Below are 19,850 nucleotides of genomic sequence, written 5' to 3'. Positions count from 1 at the left end.
GGCTCCAGTGGTGGGGGAGACGGCGCCGATCGCCCGGGCCGCTTGGGAACCGGACATTCTACGCGCCGCTGCTGCGATGCACCAAAGCGGCGCGGGAGCGCCTGAATGGCAGGGGGCGGACCCGAGGTGGGGTACGCCCCAGCTTGGTGGGGCGCCGGCAGGGGCTTAAACAGTACGCCACCGTATCCATCCGAGAGCGCCAGGCCCATGACCGTCCAGTCCGCCCAGTTCGACCCGACCGCCGCCGCCAACCTGCAGCGCACGGCCTATTGGAACAATCCGGCGGATCCACAGGGTGGCCACCACCATGGTCCGGACGCCACCGGCAGCGACGCCCCCGCGCCCCGTTCCATCGACGTCGACGGCGGCGACAGCCGCGCCGACGCGCCGGACACCGCGGAGCAGAAGGCGGTGGCGGTCGACGGGACCGCGACCAACAGCGGCGAGCGCACCACGCGCAGCACGCCGGACGGCAAGCCGATCCTCGTCGATCCGCTGCACCGCGACGGCCAGGTCGAGATCGCCCGCGAGCGCACCAATGCGAGCGGCTATGTCAGCAGCGACCAGCTGGTGTTCACCACGGGCGCCCGCGACGACGCCATCGGCGTGAAGCAGCGCGACGACGGCACCCTGGATGTCAGCGTCAACGGTGAGAGCTACGAAGTGCGCCTGGGCCAGGGGCAGGAGCTGACCCTCCGCGCGGGCGCGGGCAACGACGTGATCGAAGTCGCGCCCAACGTCACCGTCAACATCGTGGTCGAAGGTGGCGATGGCAACGACACCATCACCACCGGCGCCGGCGACGACCGCATCGACGGCGGTGCGGGCAACGACACCATCTTCTCCGGTGCCGGCCGCGACGACATCTTCGGCAACAGCGGCGATGACGTGATCACCGGCGGCGACGGCGTCAACATCATCCATGGCGGCGACGGCAACGACGAGGTCACCGCCGGCGCGGGCACCAACTTCATCGAAGGCGGCGCGGGCGACGACGTGATCCGCGGTGGCGGCGTGAGCGACATCCTGTCCGGCGGCGTCGGCAACGACCGCATCACCGTGGGCGACGGCGCGAGCCGCGTCTATGCCGGCGCGGGCGACGATGCCATCGAGAACGCGGGCGACAAGGCCGTGGTCTATGCCGAGGTCGGCGACCTGGTCAGCGCCGCGACCAACGCCAAGCCCACCGTGGTCAATGTCGCCATCGACGCCAGCCTGGGCAGCACGATCCGGGTGGAGGGCTCCGAAGCCTTCGTGCAGCGCATCCAGTCCGAGCTCGACTTCCTCCGCGCCTCGCCCGTGGGCCACCAGATGCTGGCCGAATTCGACAAGGCCGCGGAAGTGAAGGGCAACACGGTCACCATCAAGGAGCTGGCCAACGAGCAGAACGGCTACGCCCAGACCTTCAGCCGCGACGCCGACATCCGCAACGGCCGTGCCGGCGCCGGTGGCGATGTCGACATCAGCTACAACCCGTCCTTCCACATGGACGAGTTCCCCGCCCCCGTGGTGGTGCTGTACCACGAGATGTCGCATGCCTATAACGGCGTGAACGGCACCTTCCAGCCCGGCACCTATGTCGGCCAAGGCCCTGATTCGGGCCGCGTCCCCAATGCCGAGCGCCAGGCGGTAGGCCTGGAGACCAGCGCCGCGCCCTTCGACTTCGATGGCGACCCCGCCACCCCCGCGACCACGACCAACCCCGACCATCTGACCGAGAACGGCTTCCGCGAAGAGCTGGGCCTGCCGGACCGCCCGAGCTACGCGCTCTGATCCACGCGCTGGCCGCAGCCGGGACACGCAGCCTGCGTTCACCGCGGGCTGCGTGCGTTTCGTCCATCCTGTCGTCCCGAACCTCCACAGGTGAACCATGCCGATGAGCCCGACCCCGCGAGCCGGCGCCGCCCTGGCGCTCTTGTCCGCAGCCCTGCTCGCTCCGCATGCTGTGGGTGCGCAGGCGAACACGGAGTCCACGCAGATGCACGAGGAAGACCGGGTGGCGCGCACGAGCGTCGATGGCGAAGGGGCACGGCTCGAGGTCGCGTTCGATCCGGACGGCGATGCGCTTGCCGTGCGCTACCGCATCAGCAACACCGGCCAGGCGCCGATGGCGGTGTTCGACCGTGGCGACAGGCACGCGGTGCTGGCGAAGACGCTCGTCGCGGGTGAGGTTCCAGTGCCGCGCTTCGAGGAGGCGGAGGGCGGGCTGGTCCTGTCGCATGGGGCGCGCCCGCTGCCCAGCCCGGCGCCGACGGTGCCCCCGGTGCCACTGGCATCCAGGCTTGCCTCGGGCGCCGCGCTGGACGGCGCGTTCGCGTTCGACCTGTCGCTGGCCGGCAAGGTCGACCGGGTGCGCTGGTGCCTGGGCGTGGCGGCATTCGACGATGCGCTGTTCGAGACATCCGAATCGATGGGCGATGTGGCGGTCTGGACGGCGCCATTCGAGATGGCCGAGGCGCAGCAGCTGCTGTGCACGCCGTGGTTCGACGTGGCTGCGGGCGTGTTCGAAACGTCCTGAGGATCGCCTGTCCTTCGCGCGCCGCCGGCGTGCTGGCGGGCAGTGGCCACGCGGCAGCCGTGCATACGTCGGCAATGAAAAAGCGGCCCGAAGGCCGCTTTTTCCGTCGCCTGGCCGGGACTCCCGAAGCGGAGGTCCCGGCGGAGCGTCCTTACAGCAGCGGCACCATCAGCAGCGCCACGATGTTGGTGACCTTGATCAGCGGGTTGATCGCCGGGCCGGCCGTGTCCTTGTAGGGATCGCCCACGGTGTCGCCGGTGACCGCGGCCTTGTGCGCCTCGGATCCCTTGCCGCCGTGGTGGCCTTCCTCGATGTACTTCTTGGCGTTGTCCCAGGCGCCGCCGCCGGTGCACATCGAGATCGCCAGGAACAGGCCGGTCACGATGGTGCCCATCAGCAGGCCGCCCAGCGCGTCCGCGCCCAGCGTCAGGCCGACGATGATCGGGATCGCCAGCGGCAGCAGTGAGGGGATGATCATTTCCTTGATCGCCGACTTCGTCAGCAGGTCGACCGCGCGGTCGTACTGCGGCTTGCCGGTGCCTTCCATGATGCCGGGAATCTCGCGGAACTGGCGCCGCACTTCCTCCACCACCGCACCGGCCGCCCGGCCCACGGCCTGCATCGCCAGTGCGCCGAACAGATAGGGGATCATGCCGCCGATCAGCAGGCCGATCACCACGTTCGGGTTGTCGATGGAGAAGTTCACCGCCGTGCCGGATGCCTCCAGCTTGTGCGCGTAGTCGGCAAACAGCACCAGCGCGGCCAGGCCGGCCGAGCCGATCGCATAGCCCTTGGTCACCGCCTTGGTGGTGTTGCCCACGGCGTCGAGCGCGTCGGTGGTCTCGCGGATGGCGGGATCGAGTCCGCTCATCTCGGCGATGCCGCCGGCGTTGTCGGTGATCGGGCCGTAGGCGTCGAGCGCCACGATCATGCCGGCCATCGACAGCATCGCGGTGGCGGCGATCGCCAGGCCGTAGAGCCCTGCGATCTCGTAGCAGCACCAGATCGCCGCGGCGACCGCGATCACCGGCGCCGCGGTCGACTTCATCGACACCGCGAGGCCTGCGATCACGTTGGTGCCGTGGCCGGTTTCCGAGGCTCGGGCAACCTGCTGCACCGGCGCGTACTCGGTCGCGGTGTAGTACTCGGTGATCACCACCAGCGCCGCCGTCAGCACCAGGCCGATGATCGCGCACCAGAACAGCGGCATGGCGTGCTCGGGCCCGATCATGTTGTGGGTGATGAACCAGAAGGCGATCGCCGCCAGCACGCCCGACACCGCCAGGCCCCGGTACAGCGCGTTCATGATCTTGCCGCCCGGCCGCACCTTGACGAAGAAGGTGCCGATGATCGACGCGATGATCGACGCCGCGCCCAGCACTAGCGGATAGACCACGCCCGACCAGTCGTGGGTGCCGAAGAAGATGCCCGCCACCAGCATCGACGCGATGATCGTGACCGCATAGGTCTCGAACAGGTCGGCCGCCATGCCGGCGCAATCACCCACGTTGTCGCCGACGTTGTCGGCGATCACCGCGGGGTTGCGCGGGTCGTCCTCGGGGATGCCGGCCTCGACCTTGCCCACGAGGTCTGCGCCGACATCGGCGCCCTTGGTGAAGATGCCGCCGCCCAGGCGCGCGAAGATCGAGATCAGCGACGAGCCGAAGGCCAGGCCGATCATCGGCTGCAGCGCGGCTTCCACCGCCAGCGCGTCGCGGCCGTCGCCGATCACGTACATGAAGTAGCCGGCCACGCCGAGCAGGCCAAGTCCGACCACCAGCAGCCCGGTGACCGCGCCGCCGCGGAAGCTGACCGCCAGCGCTTCGTTCAGGCCGACCGTGGCCGCCTGCGTCGTGCGCACGTTGGCGCGCACCGAGACGAACATGCCGATGAAGCCGGCCATGCCCGAGAGCACCGCGCCGATGGCAAAGCCGATCGCGGTCGGCCAGCCCAGCGCCGGCACGAAGCCGATGACCAGGAACAGCGCGACGCCGACGATGGCGATGGTGGTGTACTGGCGGCGCAGGTAGGCGCCTGCACCTTCCTGGATCGCGGCCGCGATCTGCTGCATGCGTTCATTGCCCGCGGGCTGCGCCAGGATCCAGCGTGCGGAGAAAATGCCGTAGACGATCGCCAGGCCGGCACACGCAAGTGCCAGCCACAATGCTTGTTGCTCGAGCATGAAACCCTCCCCAGGGTGTGGTCGGAGAAAAACTGACTGAAGCGCGGAGCCGCCCGACTATGGCACAGGGTCATCACGGCGTATTGCCGCGCCGCAGCGCGGGCGCGGGCGTGTCGCGATGGCCGGGGGCGGGGCGTGGAGGGTCGATTCAGCCGCGGCGTGCCAGCCTGCCTTCCCGTTCCACCGGAGTGATGCCATGCGCTTCGCCAAGTCACCGATCACCGCCGGCGTCGCCGCCATCGCCCTTGCCTGCGTGGCCGGCCCGGCTGTCGCGGCCGACCCCGCGCCCGAGGTCACGCGCCCGGCGGCCACGCCGCAGGCGGTCGGCGTCGTGCACACGCTGCGCCAGATCCCGGAGGCCTGCGCGCGCATCGAGGGTGCCTTCACCGGTGACACCGCCGAGCCTTATCGCTACGCGGTAGTGCGCACCAGCCCCAACTGCCAGCCGCGCGCGCGCTTCGTCGATGCGGCGAAGGCGCAGCCGTCGGAGGCCGGCGGCTGGATATTCAACGACGAGCTGCGCGTGCCGAGCGTCGAATGTCCCTCGCAGCAAGCGGTGGTACGGATCTGGCGCAAGCCCGTCGACCAGACCATCGAGCTCGATGGCCAGGGCCAGTCACGGATCTATGTTGGAGAGGCGAAGCAGGCGGCTGCCGCGGGCACCATCGCCGCGACCCCGATGTACGCCGCGGAGATGGGGGTCGAAGGCAAGGCCTGCGGCCGCTGATCCGTATCAGGAGTGGCGGCTCAGCCTTCCCAGGCCGGCAGCTTCTTCGCCACTTCGACGTTCTTCAGCGTCACGTACTTCGGTAGGCCGTCGCGGCCGTAGGGCGGATACGCCTCGCCGCGGATCAGCGGCTCCAGGTAGGTGCGGGCCGCGGCGGTGATGCCGTAGCCGTCGCGGCGGATGAAGCCCTTTGGCATCGTCTTTTCGCGGTTGGCGATCCGGTCCAGCGGCGCCGGTTCGATCTTCCAGCGATAGGGCGCGTCGGACGTGCGGATGATCGCCGGCATGGTCGCGTTGCGCCCCTCGAGCGCGTAGCGCACCGCGGCCTTGCCCACGGCCAGGGCCTGGTCGAGATCGGTCTTCGAAGCGATGTGGCGCGCCGAGCGCTGCAGGTAGTCGGGCAGGGTCCAGTGCACCTTGAGGTCGAGGCGGTCCTTGACCCGACCGGCCAGGTACGAGGCCACGCCGCCGAGCTGGGTATGCCCGAAGGAATCCTTGCCGCCACCGGCGTCCGCAACGAAGGTGCCGTCGGCGGTGCGGATGCCCTCGCTCGCGACCACCACGCAGTAGCCGACCCGGTCGACCACCTTCTGCACGCGGGCGAGGAAGTCGTCTTCGTCGTAGGCGCGCTCCGGGAACAAGATCAAATGCGGCGCCGCATCCGGGCCGTCGCCGGCCAGTCCCGCTGCGGCGGCGAGCCAGCCGGCATGGCGGCCCATGGCTTCGTAGACGAAGACCTTGGTGGAGGTCTCGGCCATGGCGGCGATGTCGAGCGCGGCTTCGCGCACCGACACTGCCGTGTACTTGGCCGCCGAGCCGAAACCCGGGCAGCAGTCGGTGACCACCAGGTCGTTGTCGACGGTCTTGGGCACGCCGATGCAGGTCAGCGGGTAGTCGAACTCCGCCGCGAGCTGCGACACCTTGTTCGCCGTGTCGGCCGAGTCATTGCCGCCGTTGTAGAGGAACCAGCGCACGTCATGGGCGCGCAGGACGTCGAGCAGGCGCTCGTACTTGGCGCGGTCGTCGGCGAGCGACTTGAGCTTGTAGCGGCAGGAGCCGAAGGCGCCGCCTGGGGTGTGGGCCAGGGCGCGGATCGCGGCCACGGGCTCCTTCGAGGTGTCGATCAGCTCTTCGCGCAGGGCGCCGAGGATGCCGTTGCGGCCGGCCAGCACGCGGACCTTGCGGGCGCGGGCTTCGGTGATGACCGCCGAAGCCGTGGCGTTGATCACGGCGGTGACGCCGCCGGACTGGGCGTAGAAAAGGGTACCTTTGGGCATCTTGGATCCGGGGAAAGGGGTTCAGACCTGGGGGGGGATTACGGTAAGCTGGCGCGGTCGTGGCCGCAGGCGGTGGATTCTACGCTCCGTGCCGTCCACGCCCCGAGATCAAAATGGAGCGTTCGATGCGACTGGTACTGCTTGGTGCGCCGGGTTCCGGCAAGGGGACGCAGGCCACGCGCCTGAAGGAGCACCTGCAGGTGCCGCATGTGTCGACCGGCGACCTGCTGCGGGCCGAAGTGAAGGCCGGCAGCCCCCTGGGACTGCAGGCGAAAGAGGTCATGGCCCGTGGCGAGCTCGTGTCCGACGCGATCCTGCTGGGCATGCTCGAGGACCGTTTCTCACGCGATGACGTCGCCAATGGCTTCATCCTCGATGGCTACCCGCGCAACCTCGCGCAGGCCGCGGCGCTCGACGCGCTGCTCGAGCGCATCGGCCAGCCGATGGACGCCGCCGTCCAGCTCGAAGTGGACAACGAACTGCTGATCGACCGCCTTGCCGGCCGTGCCCAGGCCGAAGGCCGCTCCGACGACAACCCCGAATCGGTTCGCAAGCGCCTGCAGGTCTACGACGACCAGACCGCGCCGGTGATCGGCTATTACCGCGATGCCGGCAGGCTCGGCGTGGTCGATGGCGTCGGCACCCTGGACGAGGTGTTCACCCGCATCCTGGCTGCCCTCGAACGGCCTTGAAGCTCCACATCCTCGGTATCGCCGGGACCTTCATGGGCGGGGTGGCGGCGCTCGCGCGCGAACTCGGCTATGGCGTCGAGGGCAGCGACCAGGCGGTGTACCCGCCCATGTCCACCCAGCTCGAGCGGCTGGGCATCGCGCTGCGACAGGGCTACGACCCGGCCAACATCTCGCCCGACTGCGACCAGGTGGTGATCGGCAACGCCCTGTCGCGCGGCAACGCCGCGGTGGAGCACGTACTCGACCACGGACTGGCCTACACGTCGGGCGCGGAGTGGCTGCGCGACAACGTGCTGCCCGGCCGCGACACCATTGCCGTCGCCGGGACGCACGGCAAGACCACTACCACCACGATCCTGGCCTGGCTGCTCGAAGCCGCGGGACGGAATCCCGGCTTCCTGATCGGCGGCGTGGCGGAGGATTTCGGGGTCTCCGCGCGGATCGGCGGAACGCCCTCCGGCGGCGTCGCGCAGTCGCCCTTCGTGGTCGAGGCGGACGAGTACGACACCGCCTTCTTCGACAAGCGTTCGAAGTTCGTGCACTACCGGCCGCTGGTGGCGGTGCTCAACAACCTCGAGTTCGACCACGCCGACATCTTTCCCGACCTCGCCGCGATCCAGCGCCAGTTCCACCATTTCGTGCGCACGGTGCCGGGACGCGGCCGGCTGGTGGTCAACGGCGAAGAGCCGCACCTGGCCGAGGTGCTGGCAATGGGCTGCTGGACGCCGGTCGTGCGCTTCGGGATCGACGCCGATCAGGGTGCGCCGCTCGACTGGCGTGCGCGGCTGCTCGCCGATGACGGCAGCGCCTTCGAAGTGCTGAAGGCCGGCGAGGTCCTCGGCGAGGTGCGTTGGCCGCTGCTTGGCCGCCACAACGTGATGAACGCGCTGGGTGCGCTGGCCGCCTGCGATGCGGTCGGTGTAGACGTCGCGTCCGTGCTGCCGGCGCTGTCCGCCTTCCGCAGCGTCAAGCGGCGCATGGAGCTGCTGGGCGAAGCCGGCGGCATCAGCGTCTACGACGATTTCGCCCACCACCCCACGGCCATCGCCACGACACTCGAAGGCCTGCGCGCCAAGGTCGGCGCGGGCGGCCGCATCGTGGTGGCGATGGAGCCGCGCAGCAATTCCATGCGGCTGGGTGCGCATGCGGCCGCGCTCGCGCCGTCGCTGTCGCTGGCCAACGCAGTGGTGTTCCTGCACCGCCCGGAACTGGAGTGGGATGCCGGTGCTGTGATCGACGCGTTGGGTGGCCAGGGTATGGCCGTGCCCGATGTCGACGCCCTGCTTGCCGCCCTGCAGGCCGGGGCGCGTGCAGGCGACCACGTGGTGTTCATGTCCAACGGCGGCTTCGACGGCGCGCCGCGACGCTTCCTGGCGCTGCTGCGCAAGGTCTGAAATCCGGCACGTCCGGTGAGATGCCGGCACCGCGCCTGCGCGTCCGGTACCGGACGCGTAAACTTCAGACGATGGTCGAGACCCGGATACTCCCGTTGTTCCCGCTTCAGGCCGTGCTGGTGCCCGGCGCGCTGCTGGGCCTGCGCGTGTTCGAACCGCGCTACCTCGACATGGTCGGCGAATGCGGCCGCAATGATGGCGGCTTCGGCATCTGCCTGATCGCCGAGGGCGGCGAGGTGGGGGAACCCGCGGTCCCGGCCGAGTTCGGCACCGAGGCGCTGATCGAGGATTTCGGCACCGACGACGACGGCCTGCTGACCCTGCGCGTGCGCGGCGCACGCCGGTTCCGCGTGGCACGCACCGCGGTGCGCGGCAACGGCCTGGTCGAGGCCGAAGTGGAGTGGCTCAGGGACGATCCGGCGAAGGCCCGCCTGCGTCCGCAGCATGCGCTGCTGGGCACCCTCCTGGAACGCATTTTCGACCAGGTCGGCCGGCCTCCGGGCGTCGAACCCGACTTCGAGGACGCGGCCTGGGTCGGCTGGCGCCTGCTCGAGCTGTTGCCGATGGCGGAAGAGCGCCGTGCGGAACTGCTCGCGGTGGATGATCCGCACGCTAGGCTCGACGGCCTGCTGGCGCTGATCGGCTAGGGGCGCGTGCCCGCAATCATCGGCGTGCGCAGCCGTAGTACCTGTACGCCAGAGGCCGGGTGCGGGTCTTCGCGCAGTTCCAGCCCTTCGAGGTCTTCGCGCAGAAGGGCATAGGCGACGTCGGTATCGGCGTCGGGCGACCACAGCCCGAACAGGTCGAAGGGCCGCGCATGCACCAGGGTCTGCACCGTGCCGATCCACAGCGGCGTGCCATCGCGTGGTTGCCGTGGCGCGCGCCACAGGCGCAGGGCGAGGACGCGGCCGTCGTCGAGCGTGCGTCGCAGGAGCAGCGCTTCGGCACTGGCGCCCAGCGTTGCCGGCAGCACCTTCTGCGCCAGTGCCGGGGTGTCGTCGTCGAGCAGGAGCAGGGTGTCGCGCCAGTCCGCCTGGGGCTGGACGTGCCAGCCCTGCGCTTCAAGGTGCAGCTCCAGCGGCGCGAGTGGGCCGGCCACCTGGACGTCCAGCGGCCAGCGACGGCTCTCGTCGCGCTCGTTTCGCTGCCAGGGTAGGGCCGCCCAGCCGTCCTGCCACCAGGTGGCGAGGTCGATGTTGGCCGGCGGCGGCGCTGGCGCGAAGCGGTCCAGCATCGGATCCACCGCGCGCGGCGCGTGCCACAGCGCCGCCAGCAGGAAGGCGCCGTAGAACAGCGCCGCCAGCGGCCGCATCCAGAACGAGCGCGCCACGTGCCGACGGTAGGCGATGCCCAGCGCCAGCAGCCAGGCGATGCCCAGGAGCATCCCGCCGACCAGGTCGGTGAGCCAGTGCGCGCCGAGATACAGCCGCGCGAAGCCCAGCACCGCGACAACCGCGCCCGACACCAGGTAGGGCCAGACCCGCTGCCGGCCAGGCAGTTCGCGCGCGATCAGCACGGCGAAGAAGCCGAAGGTGATCGTGGTCATTGTCAATCCCACCGAGGGGAAGCCGAAGCCGCTGAGCGCGGTGGGCGGACGTGGCATGTCGATCGCGGCCTCCAGGGCCGCGGTCAGCACCAGTCCGAAGGCGAGCGCTGCCAGCCAGTGCGCGGCGGCCATCCAGCGCCGGCGCCACAGCAGCCAGAGCGTGGACAGCGCCACCGGCAAACCCAGCACCACCGGATCGCCGATCGAGGCCAGGGCCGCCATCAACCGGTCGGCCAGCGGGTTGCGCAGCGCGTACATCGCGTCGTGGATGCGCAGGTCCAGCGCCAGCGGGCCGCCGCGCGCGAGCATCGTCGCCAGCAGCGTGAACCAGGCGACGCCGATGGCCAGCAAGCAGGCGGCCAGCAGGACCAGCGACGCGGATTCGGGGCGGTTGGGCGAGATCAGGGCGGCGGCGTAGCGGCCCAGGCGCGGATGGTCGCGGGTCCAGCGCAGCGCGCGTGCAAGCAGGGCGTCGGCATGGTTGGCGAACCAGCGGTAGGTGTAGAGCACCAGCGCCCAGGCCAGCGCGATCGCCGCAAGCAGCGCGCCAACCACCAGCGCCAGGCGGTCGGCCACCGCGGCCACGGCCTCGTAGGCCTCGCCCAGCAGCCAGCCGGGACCCAGGAACAGCACCGCCCACGTGATCGCGGCCACCACGCTCGCCGGCACGTACCGGCGCAGTGGCATGTGCGACATCCCGGCGATCGCGGGCACGAAGGGACGCACCGGCCCGACGTAGCGGGCGATGAAGATGCTCTTGATCTCGTTGCGACGGAACAGCACCTCGCCGCGCTCGAGCAACTGCGGGTACTTGTGGAAGGGCCAGGTGGCGCGCAGCTGCGGGCCCCAGCGGCGGCCGATCCAGTAGCTGCTGGCATCGCCGGCGAGTGCGCCGAGCGCGGCACAGGCGACGGCATACGGCCCGGAGATCTCGCCGAAGCCGATCAGCACGCCGATCGCGAAAAGCATCGGCAGCGCGGGGACCACGGCACCAAGCACGATGACGGCGTCGCAGAACGCAATGAGGAATATGGCGACGCCGGCGGCCACGGGATGGGCGCCGATCCAGGCAACGAGGCTGTCGAACCAGGCACTCACCGATGCAATTATGGCAGCCGGCACCCGGGTTGCGCCCCCTACAATGAGGACATGGATCACTCGGGTTCAGTCGAAGTCGCCGCGTTGAAGGCCGACAGCTTCGGACGCATCGCGCTGATGCGGTCCCGGAATGGCACGCCGTTCGTGCGCCGTGACCTCCGCCACGTGCCGTGGTGGCTGCGGCCGCCGGCCTGGTGGCTGGCGCGGCGCGAGGCGCGCGGGCTGCAGGCAGTGGCCGGGATGGCCGACGTGCCGCAGTTGCTGGCCTGGAACGGACGCGTGCTCGATCGCAGCTACATGGCCGGCGATGCGATGTACCAGCGTCCGCCGCGCGGCGACATCGCCTACTTCCGCCGCGCGCGCCGGCTGCTGCAGCAGCTGCACCGGCGTGGACTGGCCCACAACGATCTAGCGAAAGAAGCCAACTGGCTGGTGCTCGAGGACGGTCGCCCGGCGCTGATCGACTTCCAGCTGGCGGTGCGCGGCCGCCCGCGTTCGCGCTGGATGCGCCTGCTCGCGCGCGAGGACCTGCGCCACCTGCTCAAGCACAAGCGCACCTACTGTCCCGAAGCGATCACTCCGGTCGAACGCCGGGTGCTGCGGCGTACGTCCTGGCTGCGCGAGGTCTGGTTCGCCACGGGAAAGCCCGTCTACCGCTTCGTCACCCGCCGGATCCTGAAGTGGGAAGACAACGAGGGGCAGGGTCCGAAACCCTGAGCGCCCGTCCCGATCCACCCTCCCCAACCCCGGTGCCATCCATGACTACTCTCTCCGGCAAGACCCTCTTCATCACCGGAGCCTCCCGTGGCATCGGCCTCGCCATCGCGCTGCGTGCCGCGCGCGACGGCGCCAACGTGGCCGTCGCCGCCAAATCGGACGTCCCCAACCCGAGGCTGCCGGGCACCATCCACACCGCGGCCAAGGCCATTGCCGAAGCCGGGGGCCAGGCGCTGGCGCTCAAGTGCGACATCCGCGAGGAAGACCAGGTGCGTGCTGCGGTCGCCGCGACCGTCGACACCTTCGGCGGCATCGACATCCTGGTGAACAACGCCAGCGCCATCTGGCTGCGCGGCGCGCTTGAGACGCCGATGAAGCGCTTCGACCTGATGCAGCAGGTCAACGCCCGCGGCAGCTTCCTCTGCGCCCAGGCCTGCCTGCCCTACCTGCTCGAGGCGCCGAATCCGCACATCCTCACGCTGGCACCGCCGCCGTCGCTGGATCCGAAATGGTGGGGCCCGCACACCGGCTACACGCTGGCGAAGATGGGCATGAGCTTCGTGACCCTGGGCCTGGCCGCAGAGTTCGGGCCACGGGGCGTGGCGGTCAACGCGCTGTGGCCACGCACCATCATCGGCACCGATGCGCTGAACATGATCCCGGGCGTGGAGCCCGAGAATGGCCGCAGCCCGGAGATCGTGGCCGACGCCGCCCATGCGGTACTGGTGCGGCAAGCCGGCGGCTTCAGCGGCAACTTCCTGATCGACGAGGACGTGCTGCGCGAGGCCGGGGTGACCGATTTCGACCGCTACGCCCCCGATGCAGCGCGGCTGCTGCCCGACCTGTTCCTTGACTGAGTCCGACCGAATGCACGTCGACACCGACCCCGACGCCCTGATCGCGCTTGGCGACCGGCACTACCTGCCCGTGTACCGCCAGCGCCGCCTGGTACTGGACCGGGGCCACGGCGCCCGCGTCTGGGACACCGAAGGGCGCGAGTACATCGATTTTTCCGCCGGCATCGCCGTCTGCGGCCTGGGTCACGGGGATCCCGACCTGGTCGCGGCCCTGGTCGAGCAGGCCGGCAAGCTCTGGCACACCAGCAATGTCTTCCACAGCGAGCCGCCGCTGCGGCTGGCGCAGGAGCTGGTGGACGCCTCGCGCTTCGCCGAGCGCGTGTTCCTGTGCAATTCCGGAGCCGAGGCCAACGAGGTTGCGATCAAGCTGGTGCGCAAATGGGCCGCCGCGCAGGGCCGCGAGCCCGAGCGGCGCACCATCGTCACCTTCCGCGGCAGCTTCCACGGCCGAACCCTGGCCACCGTCACCGCCACCGCTCAACCGAAGTACCAGGCGGGTTACGAACCGCTGCCCGGCGGCTTCCGCTATGTCGACTTCAACGCGATCGAACAGCTCGAGGCTGCCATGGCCGCTGGCGATGTCGCCGCGGTCATGCTCGAGCCCGTGCAGGGCGAAGGCGGGGTGATGCCTGCCGCGCCCGGCTTCCTGCAGGCCGTGCGCGCGCTGTGCGACCGCCATGGGGCACTGCTGGTGCTGGACGAGATCCAGGCCGGCATGGGCCGCACCGGCACGCTGTTCGCGCACTGGCACGACGGCGTGGTGCCCGATGTCGTGACCCTGGCCAAGGCGCTGGGCGGGGGCTTTCCCGTGGGTGCGATGCTCGCCGGGCCGAAGGTGGCCGACGCGATGCGGTTCGGCGACCACGGCACCACGTTTGGTGGCAATCCGCTGGCGGCGGCGGTGGCGCGGGTGGCGTTGCGCAAGCTGGGTTCGGAGGGGGTTCTGGCCAACGTGGTTCGGCAGGAGGCGGCGCTGCGTACCGGCATCGCGGCGATCAATGCCGAGTACGGCGTGTTCTCGGAGGTGCGTGGCCGCGGCCTGATGCTTGGCGCCGTGCTGGAGCCCGCGTTCGCGGGCCGCGCGGGCGAGATCCTTGACCTCGCCGCCGGACGTGGCCTGCTGCTGCTTCAGGCCGGCCCCGATGTGCTGCGCTTCGTGCCCGCGCTGACCATCAATGATGACGAGGTGGCCGACGGCCTGGTGCGCCTGCGCAGGGCGCTCGCGGATTTCGCACGCTGACAGCAGCGCGCCCGCTCAAGCCAGGCCGTAGCGCCCGAGCACCCGCCGCAGCGAGCGTGCATCGCTCACCGTATCGGCGTGCAGGCCGGCGCGTCGGGCACCCTGCACGTTGGCGAACTTGTCGTCCAGGAACAGGGTGCCGCCTGTGTCCCAGCCGAGGCGCTCCAGCGCCGCGAGGAAGGTCCGGGGATCCGGCTTTCGCATTGCGAGCGAGCCGCTGGTCAGGACACGGCCTTCGAACCGGCGTGACACCGGCGCGATGATTCCGGGGATCGCGCGCTCCATCAGCGGGCCGTTGTTGGTCAATACGCCCAGCCGCAGCGCGGCATCCAGCGAGGCCACCCTGGCGAGCACATCGGCATCCGCTGCCGTGCAGGCGCGCCGCGACGCCAGCCACGCTTTCTCGTCGATCGTGCAACCCAAGGCGTCGCCAAGGCGGCCGAGGTAGGTCGCGGTATCGACCAGTCCGCTGTCGTACTCCGTTTCAAGGCCGGAGGCGAACAGCGCCTCGTGCACGTGCCCCGGGTCGCAGCCGGCGTGGCCGGCCAGCGACCCTAGCCGCAGGTGGTGTTCGTAACGCGCCAGCACGCCGTCGAAGTCGAACAGCACCTGGCGAATGCGTGGTCTCACCCGGCGGCGACCACCCGGAACGCCTCGCGCGCCGCGGCCAGCGTCGCCTCGACCACGGCGTCGTCATGGGCGCTGGAAATAAAGCCGGCCTCGTAGGCCGAGGGCGCGAGGAACACGCCGCGCTCGAGCATGGCGTGGAAGAAGCGGTTGAACGCGGCCGTGTCGCAGGCGATCGCATCGGCGTAGGTGTCGACCTTCCGGTCGGTGAAGAACAGGCCGAACATCGCGCCGACGCGGTTGGTGGTCAGCGGCACGCCGGCATCGCGCGCGGCCTGTTCCAGGCCGTCGCACAGCGTGTTGGCGGTCGCCTCGAGGCGGTCGTGGAAGCCCGGTGCCTGCACCAGCTCCAGCATCGCCAGGCCTGCGGCCATGGCCACCGGGTTTCCGCTGAGCGTGCCGGCCTGGTAGATCGGGCCTGCAGGCGCGATCTGCTCCATCAGGTCCCGGCGGCCGCCGTAGGCGCCCACCGGCATGCCGCCGCCGATGATCTTGCCAAAAGTGGTCAGGTCGGGCGTGACGCCATAGCGCGCCTGGGCGCCGCCCAGCGCCACGCGGAAGCCGGTCATGACCTCGTCGAAGATCAGCAGCGCGCCGTATCGCGTGCACAGTTCGCGCAGGTGCTGCAGGTAGCCCTCGCGCGGCGGCAGGCAATTGGCGTTGCCGACAACCGGCTCGATGATCACGGCCGCCACTTCGCTGCCGATCTCCTCGAACAGCCTGGTCGCGCCTTCGAAGTCGTTGTAGCTGATGGTCGACGTGAGTTCGCTCAGTCCGGCGGGCACGCCGGGCGAGGTCGGTACGCCCAAGGTCAGCATGCCGCTGCCGGCCTTGACCAGGAAGGAGTCGCCGTGGCCGTGGTAGCAGCCCTCGAACTTGACGATGCGCTGCCGCCCGGTGGCGCCGCGCGCCAGGCGCACGGCCGACAACGTGGCCTCGGTGCCGGAGTTCACCATGCGCACCATTTCGCAGGAGGGCGCGATGCGGGTGATGGTCTCGGCCATGGTGACCTCGGCCGGGCAGGGCGCCCCGAAGGACAGGCCGCTGCCGATGGCCGCCTGCACCGCCTCGCGCACCCGGGGATGGTTATGGCCGACGATCATCGGCCCCCAAGAGCCCACGTAGTCGATATAACGGTTGCCGTCGACGTCATGGAGGTAGGCGCCATCGGCGCGCTCGACGAAAAACGGTTCGCCGCCCACCGACTTGAACGCGCGCACCGGCGAATTGACGCCGCCGGGGATCAGCTCGCGGGCGCGGGCGAACAAGGCCTTTGACTTCTCATGCTTCATCGCAACTCGGTTCCTGTATGTCGGTGTGCCTGTGGATCGGGGGGAGGCACTAATCCCTGCCGGGCTGGAACGCCCGTTGATATGCGCGGGCCGCGGCCGCTGGGTCCGGCGCGTCGAACACGCCGCTGATCACAGCGACGAGGTCCGCGCCGGCTTCAATCACGATGCGGGCATTGTCGGGCGTGATGCCACCGATAGCCACCAGAGGCAGGCCGAAGCCCGTGGCGTTGCGCAGCAGCTCCGGCGTCGCCCGGCGGGCCAGCGGTTTTGTGGGCGAGGGGAAACAGGCGCCGAACGCGAGGTAGCTGGCGCCGGCGTTCGCCGCGGCTTCGGCCGTGGCCAGGCTGTCGTAGCAGGAGGCGCCGATGATCGCGTGGTCGCCCAGTGCCTTGCGTGCCGCGCGGAGGTCGCCATCGCTTTCCCCCAGGTGCGCGCCGTCCGCGCCGCAGGCCAGCGCCAGCCGCCAGTCATCGTTCACGAGCAGGGGCACGCCGCGCGTCCGGCACAGGGGCAGCAGGGCCGCCACCTGTTCATGTGCAAGCGCGGCGTCGGCGCGCTTGTTGCGGTATTGCAGCAGCGCGGCGTGGTCGATCACCACCGACACCCTGGCCAGCAGGCGCGCGGTGACGGTGTCGTCGGGCGTCAACAGATAGAGTCCGCGCCCGGTCGGTGGTACGCGCGTCGGTGGCGTTTTCATGTCCGGCATCGCGTGGTTTCCTGTCGACAGGCGGAGTGTGACAATGAGGGCCCGCGCATGCGCGCGCTTGCCGACGCATTATCCGATGAACGAGTCCGCCACCGCCTTGCGCACCTGGATGTGCGTCGTCTGCGGCTTCATCTATGACGAAGCCCAGGGGCTGCCCGAAGAAGGCATCGCGCCAGGGACGCGCTGGGAAGACGTGCCGGAGACCTGGACGTGCCCCGACTGCGGCGTCACCAAGGACGACTTCGAGATGATGGCGCTCTGAGGCCTGCAGCGGTGTTGGCAGGGCCCGCCGGCGCCGCGTTCAGTGAACGGGTGCCGCGATTCCCGGCCCGAGTTCCAGTTCTGCCCCGTCCTCGAGGCCCAGCCGGCGCGCTTCGCCGGCATTGAGTTCCAGCACATACAGTGCCGCCCCGCGGCTCGGGTAGGGCGGGCAGCGATCGCCCGCTGAGCACGGCGGGACGTCGCGCTGTTGCGACACCAGCCGCAACGAGGCGTCGAAGTACAGGATGTCGAGCGGGATCCGCGTGTTCTTCATCCAGTACGCCAGGCGCTCCTCCCGTTCATGGATGAAGAGCATGCCGTGGCCCTCCGCGAGCACGTCGCGGAACATCAGGCCGCGTGCGCGCGTCTCGTCGTCGACGGCCACTTCCACGCGATAGCGCTCTCCGGCGAGCTCCACCCAGCGCGCGTCGCTCGCGCAGGCGCTCGCGAGCAGGCTGGTGCAGCACAACAGTGCGGCGATGAATGGCATGCGCATGGGAGGGTCCACCCTTTACATATAGAAGGATCAGCGCCCAACAGTCTTGGAGCCGGGCGCGGCGGTCAAGTCTTTGCGCATACCCCCTTCCCAAAACGATTCGGGCACTGCACAATGCGCGCCCCGCCACGGTGCGGTCGACGCAGTCGGCGACCAGGGCGGGGAGAGGAACGAAAAATACTGCTTCACAGGGTGTTGACGTTCTTCAAAACCGCGCTAAGATGTGCGGCTCCCCAGACGGAAACGGCCTTCGGGCCACGACGGAAAGGGAGGCTGAAATCAACCCCACACAGGGTGTTGACGGAAGCGAAAGTCGCACTACAATGTGCGGCTCCCTCGGACGAAACGGTCGCTGACCGCCACCTCCGAAGGACGCTGAAGAAAACGCCCACAGGGTGTTGACGGAAGCAAAAGTCGCGCTATAATGGGCGGCTCACCCCGGCGGAAACGCCAGGGACTGCGAAGCAGGCGCTGAGGCCTCTTCCAAGATCTTTGACAGTGTGCGCAGGTGACTTGTGCGGACGTCTGGCAAGTGGATGGTTGTCCATATTGCAGACGTACGTCACAAGAGCAACAAATCAATCAAATGCAGAAATGCACGCGAGTGGTTCGAGCTCAGGTAACGACGACTGCACTCAAGAGTTTGGACTTAGGTCCATGCAATTTTAAGTGAAGAGTTTGATCCTGGCTCAGAGTGAACGCTGGCGGCAGGCCTAACACATGCAAGTCGAACGGCAGCACAGGAGAGCTTGCTCTCTGGGTGGCGAGTGGCGGACGGGTGAGGAATACATCGGAATCTGCCTATTTGTGGGGGATAACCTCGGGAAACCGGGACTAATACCGCATACGACCTACGGGTGAAAGCGGAGGACCTTCGGGCTTCGCGCAGATAGATGAGCCGATGTCGGATTAGCTAGTTGGAGGGGTAATGGCCCACCAAGGCGACGATCCGTAGCTGGTCTGAGAGGATGATCAGCCACACTGGAACTGAGACACGGTCCAGACTCCTACGGGAGGCAGCAGTGGGGAATATTGGACAATGGGCGAAAGCCTGATCCAGCCATGCCGCGTGAGTGAAGAAGGCCTTCGGGTTGTAAAGCTCTTTTGTTGGGAAAGAAAAGCAATCGGTTAATACCCGGTTGTTCTGACGGTACCCAAAGAATAAGCACCGGCTAACTTCGTGCCAGCAGCCGCGGTAATACGAAGGGTGCAAGCGTTACTCGGAATTACTGGGCGTAAAGCGTGCGTAGGTGGTTCGTTAAGTCTGATGTGAAAGCCCTGGGCTCAACCTGGGAATTGCACTGGATACTGGCGGGCTAGAGTGCGGTAGAGGATGGCGGAATTCCTGGTGTAGCAGTGAAATGCGTAGATATCAGGAGGAACATCCGTGGCGAAGGCGGCCATCTGGACCAGCACTGACACTGAGGCACGAAAGCGTGGGGAGCAAACAGGATTAGATACCCTGGTAGTCCACGCCCTAAACGATGCGAACTGGATGTTGGGGACAATTGAGTCTTCAGTATCGAAGCTAACGCGTTAAGTTCGCCGCCTGGGGAGTACGGTCGCAAGACTGAAACTCAAAGGAATTGACGGGGGCCCGCACAAGCGGTGGAGTATGTGGTTTAATTCGATGCAACGCGAAGAACCTTACCTGGCCTTGACATGTCGAGAACTTTCCAGAGATGGATTGGTGCCTTCGGGAACTCGAACACAGGTGCTGCATGGCTGTCGTCAGCTCGTGTCGTGAGATGTTGGGTTAAGTCCCGCAACGAGCGCAACCCTTGTCCTTAGTTGCCAGCACGTAATGGTGGGAACTCTAAGGAGACCGCCGGTGACAAACCGGAGGAAGGTGGGGATGACGTCAAGTCATCATGGCCCTTACGGCCAGGGCTACACACGTACTACAATGGGAAGGACAGAGGGCTGCAAACCCGCGAGGGCAAGCCAATCCCAGAAACCTTCTCTCAGTCCGGATCGGAGTCTGCAACTCGACTCCGTGAAGTCGGAATCGCTAGTAATCGCAGATCAGCATTGCTGCGGTGAATACGTTCCCGGGCCTTGTACACACCGCCCGTCACACCATGGGAGTCTGTTGCACCAGAAGCAGGTAGCTTAACCTTCGGGAGGGCGCTTGCCACGGTGTGGCCGATGACTGGGGTGAAGTCGTAACAAGGTAGCCGTATCGGAAGGTGCGGCTGGATCACCTCCTTTAGAGACTAA

Annotated in this window: 17 protein-coding genes and 1 rRNA gene; 11 read left to right on the top strand and 7 right to left on the bottom strand. The window is 68.4% G+C overall.

Translation table 11 applies throughout. The features are described 5' to 3' along the window. Positions 1-207: 207 nt before the first annotated feature. Positions 208-1,773: a M91 family zinc metallopeptidase gene (locus ACW5F0_RS06545; RefSeq protein ID WP_456964923.1), complete on the top strand. Its 1,566-nt coding sequence runs from the start codon at positions 208-210 to the stop codon at positions 1,771-1,773. Between the two features lie 205 nt (positions 1,774-1,978). Then, on the top strand, positions 1,979-2,518 hold the full coding sequence (locus ACW5F0_RS06540; protein WP_456999322.1) for a hypothetical protein: 540 nt from the start codon (positions 1,979-1,981) through the stop codon (positions 2,516-2,518). A 151-nt stretch (positions 2,519-2,669) separates the two neighbouring features. Here ACW5F0_RS06540 and ACW5F0_RS06535 read toward each other — a convergent pair whose 3' ends face one another. After that, positions 2,670-4,700: a sodium-translocating pyrophosphatase gene (locus ACW5F0_RS06535; protein ID WP_456999321.1), complete on the bottom strand. Its 2,031-nt coding sequence runs from the start codon at positions 4,698-4,700 to the stop codon at positions 2,670-2,672. Positions 4,701-4,896: 196 nt separating this feature from the next. Here ACW5F0_RS06535 and ACW5F0_RS06530 point away from each other — a divergent pair, with 196 nt between their 5' ends. Beyond that, complete coding sequence (locus ACW5F0_RS06530; RefSeq protein WP_456964926.1) at positions 4,897-5,427, top strand: hypothetical protein; 531 nt, start codon at positions 4,897-4,899, stop codon at positions 5,425-5,427. A gap of 20 nt (positions 5,428-5,447) precedes the next feature. On the opposite strand, the gene ACW5F0_RS06525 is transcribed toward ACW5F0_RS06530, so the two are convergent. Next, entirely contained in the window at positions 5,448-6,704 is a 1,257-nt protein-coding gene (locus ACW5F0_RS06525) for a 6-phosphofructokinase (protein WP_456999320.1), read from the bottom strand. Positions 6,705-6,829: 125 nt separating this feature from the next. Here ACW5F0_RS06525 and ACW5F0_RS06520 point away from each other — a divergent pair, with 125 nt between their 5' ends. From ACW5F0_RS06520 to ACW5F0_RS06510, 3 genes are all read left to right on the top strand, one after another. Further along, positions 6,830-7,396, top strand: coding sequence for an adenylate kinase (locus ACW5F0_RS06520; RefSeq protein WP_456964928.1), 567 nt, complete (start codon positions 6,830-6,832; stop codon positions 7,394-7,396). Then, positions 7,393-8,790, top strand: coding sequence for a UDP-N-acetylmuramate:L-alanyl-gamma-D-glutamyl-meso-diaminopimelate ligase (mpl, locus tag ACW5F0_RS06515; RefSeq protein WP_456999319.1), 1,398 nt, complete (start codon positions 7,393-7,395; stop codon positions 8,788-8,790). Before ACW5F0_RS06520 ends, mpl begins: the two co-directional genes overlap by 4 nt. A gap of 71 nt (positions 8,791-8,861) precedes the next feature. Continuing rightward, positions 8,862-9,437 carry an LON peptidase substrate-binding domain-containing protein gene (locus ACW5F0_RS06510; protein ID WP_456964930.1) on the top strand — a complete coding sequence of 192 codons (576 nt, stop codon included), beginning with the start codon at positions 8,862-8,864 and terminating at the stop codon, positions 9,435-9,437. On the opposite strand, the gene ACW5F0_RS06505 is transcribed toward ACW5F0_RS06510, so the two are convergent. Then, positions 9,434-11,434, bottom strand: a complete 2,001-nt coding sequence (locus tag ACW5F0_RS06505) for a bifunctional DedA family/phosphatase PAP2 family protein (protein ID WP_456964931.1) — start codon at positions 11,432-11,434, stop codon at positions 9,434-9,436. The two genes, ACW5F0_RS06510 and ACW5F0_RS06505, sit on opposite strands and share 4 nt — an antisense overlap. Before the next feature lie 51 nt (positions 11,435-11,485). On the opposite strand from ACW5F0_RS06505, the gene ACW5F0_RS06500 reads away from it, so the two are divergent. The 3 genes from ACW5F0_RS06500 to ACW5F0_RS06490 are packed head-to-tail and all read left to right on the top strand — an operon-like array spanning position 11,486 to position 14,248. Further along, positions 11,486-12,151, top strand: a complete 666-nt coding sequence (locus ACW5F0_RS06500; RefSeq protein WP_456964932.1) for a serine/threonine protein kinase — start codon at positions 11,486-11,488, stop codon at positions 12,149-12,151. A gap of 41 nt (positions 12,152-12,192) precedes the next feature. Beyond that, a complete protein-coding gene (locus ACW5F0_RS06495) occupies positions 12,193-13,008 on the top strand; it encodes an SDR family oxidoreductase (protein ID WP_456964933.1) in 816 nt (271 codons plus the stop codon). Between the two features lie 10 nt (positions 13,009-13,018). After that, positions 13,019-14,248: an acetylornithine transaminase gene (locus ACW5F0_RS06490; RefSeq protein ID WP_456964934.1), complete on the top strand. Its 1,230-nt coding sequence runs from the start codon at positions 13,019-13,021 to the stop codon at positions 14,246-14,248. A gap of 15 nt (positions 14,249-14,263) precedes the next feature. On the opposite strand, the gene ACW5F0_RS06485 is transcribed toward ACW5F0_RS06490, so the two are convergent. Genes ACW5F0_RS06485 through thiE form a run of 3 tightly spaced genes read right to left on the bottom strand, consistent with a single transcriptional unit; the run spans position 14,264 to position 16,864 of the window. Continuing rightward, the gene (locus ACW5F0_RS06485; RefSeq protein WP_456999317.1) at positions 14,264-14,878 is read right to left on the bottom strand and encodes an HAD-IA family hydrolase; all 615 of its coding nucleotides are present in this window, start codon (positions 14,876-14,878) and stop codon (positions 14,264-14,266) included. Then, positions 14,875-16,167: a glutamate-1-semialdehyde 2,1-aminomutase gene (gene hemL, locus ACW5F0_RS06480; RefSeq protein WP_456999316.1), complete on the bottom strand. Its 1,293-nt coding sequence runs from the start codon at positions 16,165-16,167 to the stop codon at positions 14,875-14,877. The genes ACW5F0_RS06485 and hemL overlap by 4 nt, the downstream gene beginning before the upstream one ends. Positions 16,168-16,216: 49 nt before the next feature. Next, positions 16,217-16,864, bottom strand: coding sequence for a thiamine phosphate synthase (thiE, locus tag ACW5F0_RS06475; protein WP_456999315.1), 648 nt, complete (start codon positions 16,862-16,864; stop codon positions 16,217-16,219). A gap of 43 nt (positions 16,865-16,907) precedes the next feature. Here thiE and ACW5F0_RS06470 point away from each other — a divergent pair, with 43 nt between their 5' ends. After that, positions 16,908-17,135 (top strand): rubredoxin, encoded by a 228-nt coding sequence (locus ACW5F0_RS06470; RefSeq protein ID WP_456964938.1) that lies wholly within the window; start codon positions 16,908-16,910, stop codon positions 17,133-17,135. A 39-nt stretch (positions 17,136-17,174) separates the two neighbouring features. Here the strand turns inward: ACW5F0_RS06470 and ACW5F0_RS06465 are convergent, their stop codons facing one another. Next, positions 17,175-17,624, bottom strand: a complete 450-nt coding sequence (locus ACW5F0_RS06465; RefSeq protein ID WP_456965270.1) for a DUF192 domain-containing protein — start codon at positions 17,622-17,624, stop codon at positions 17,175-17,177. A 672-nt stretch (positions 17,625-18,296) separates the two neighbouring features. Here ACW5F0_RS06465 and ACW5F0_RS06460 point away from each other — a divergent pair. After that, a 16S ribosomal RNA gene (locus ACW5F0_RS06460) occupies positions 18,297-19,841 on the top strand. Positions 19,842-19,850: the final 9 nt, after the last annotated feature.

The organism is Luteimonas sp. A534, from assembly GCF_054072805.1.
Note: the sequence above shows the minus strand (reverse complement) of the source record. Positions and strands in the feature narration are given on the sequence as shown.

What these genes read in the sequence shown, in the direction of transcription:
- ACW5F0_RS06495 (WP_456964933.1), top strand. Translation starts at nt 12,193, where the DNA reads ATGACTACTCTCTCCGGCAAGACCCTCTTCATCACCGGAGCCTCCCGT.
- ACW5F0_RS06470 (WP_456964938.1), top strand. Translation starts at nt 16,908, where the DNA reads ATGAGGGCCCGCGCATGCGCGCGCTTGCCGACGCATTATCCGATGAAC.
- hemL (WP_456999316.1), bottom strand. Translation starts at nt 16,167, where the DNA reads ATGAAGCATGAGAAGTCAAAGGCCTTGTTCGCCCGCGCCCGCGAGCTG.
- ACW5F0_RS06535 (WP_456999321.1), bottom strand. Translation starts at nt 4,700, where the DNA reads ATGCTCGAGCAACAAGCATTGTGGCTGGCACTTGCGTGTGCCGGCCTG.
- ACW5F0_RS06545 (WP_456964923.1), top strand. Translation starts at nt 208, where the DNA reads ATGACCGTCCAGTCCGCCCAGTTCGACCCGACCGCCGCCGCCAACCTG.
- ACW5F0_RS06490 (WP_456964934.1), top strand. Translation starts at nt 13,019, where the DNA reads ATGCACGTCGACACCGACCCCGACGCCCTGATCGCGCTTGGCGACCGG.
- ACW5F0_RS06500 (WP_456964932.1), top strand. Translation starts at nt 11,486, where the DNA reads ATGGATCACTCGGGTTCAGTCGAAGTCGCCGCGTTGAAGGCCGACAGC.
- ACW5F0_RS06525 (WP_456999320.1), bottom strand. Translation starts at nt 6,704, where the DNA reads ATGCCCAAAGGTACCCTTTTCTACGCCCAGTCCGGCGGCGTCACCGCC.
- ACW5F0_RS06465 (WP_456965270.1), bottom strand. Translation starts at nt 17,624, where the DNA reads ATGCCATTCATCGCCGCACTGTTGTGCTGCACCAGCCTGCTCGCGAGC.
- ACW5F0_RS06530 (WP_456964926.1), top strand. Translation starts at nt 4,897, where the DNA reads ATGCGCTTCGCCAAGTCACCGATCACCGCCGGCGTCGCCGCCATCGCC.
- ACW5F0_RS06520 (WP_456964928.1), top strand. Translation starts at nt 6,830, where the DNA reads ATGCGACTGGTACTGCTTGGTGCGCCGGGTTCCGGCAAGGGGACGCAG.
- thiE (WP_456999315.1), bottom strand. Translation starts at nt 16,864, where the DNA reads ATGAAAACGCCACCGACGCGCGTACCACCGACCGGGCGCGGACTCTAT.
- ACW5F0_RS06540 (WP_456999322.1), top strand. Translation starts at nt 1,979, where the DNA reads ATGCACGAGGAAGACCGGGTGGCGCGCACGAGCGTCGATGGCGAAGGG.
- ACW5F0_RS06510 (WP_456964930.1), top strand. Translation starts at nt 8,862, where the DNA reads ATGGTCGAGACCCGGATACTCCCGTTGTTCCCGCTTCAGGCCGTGCTG.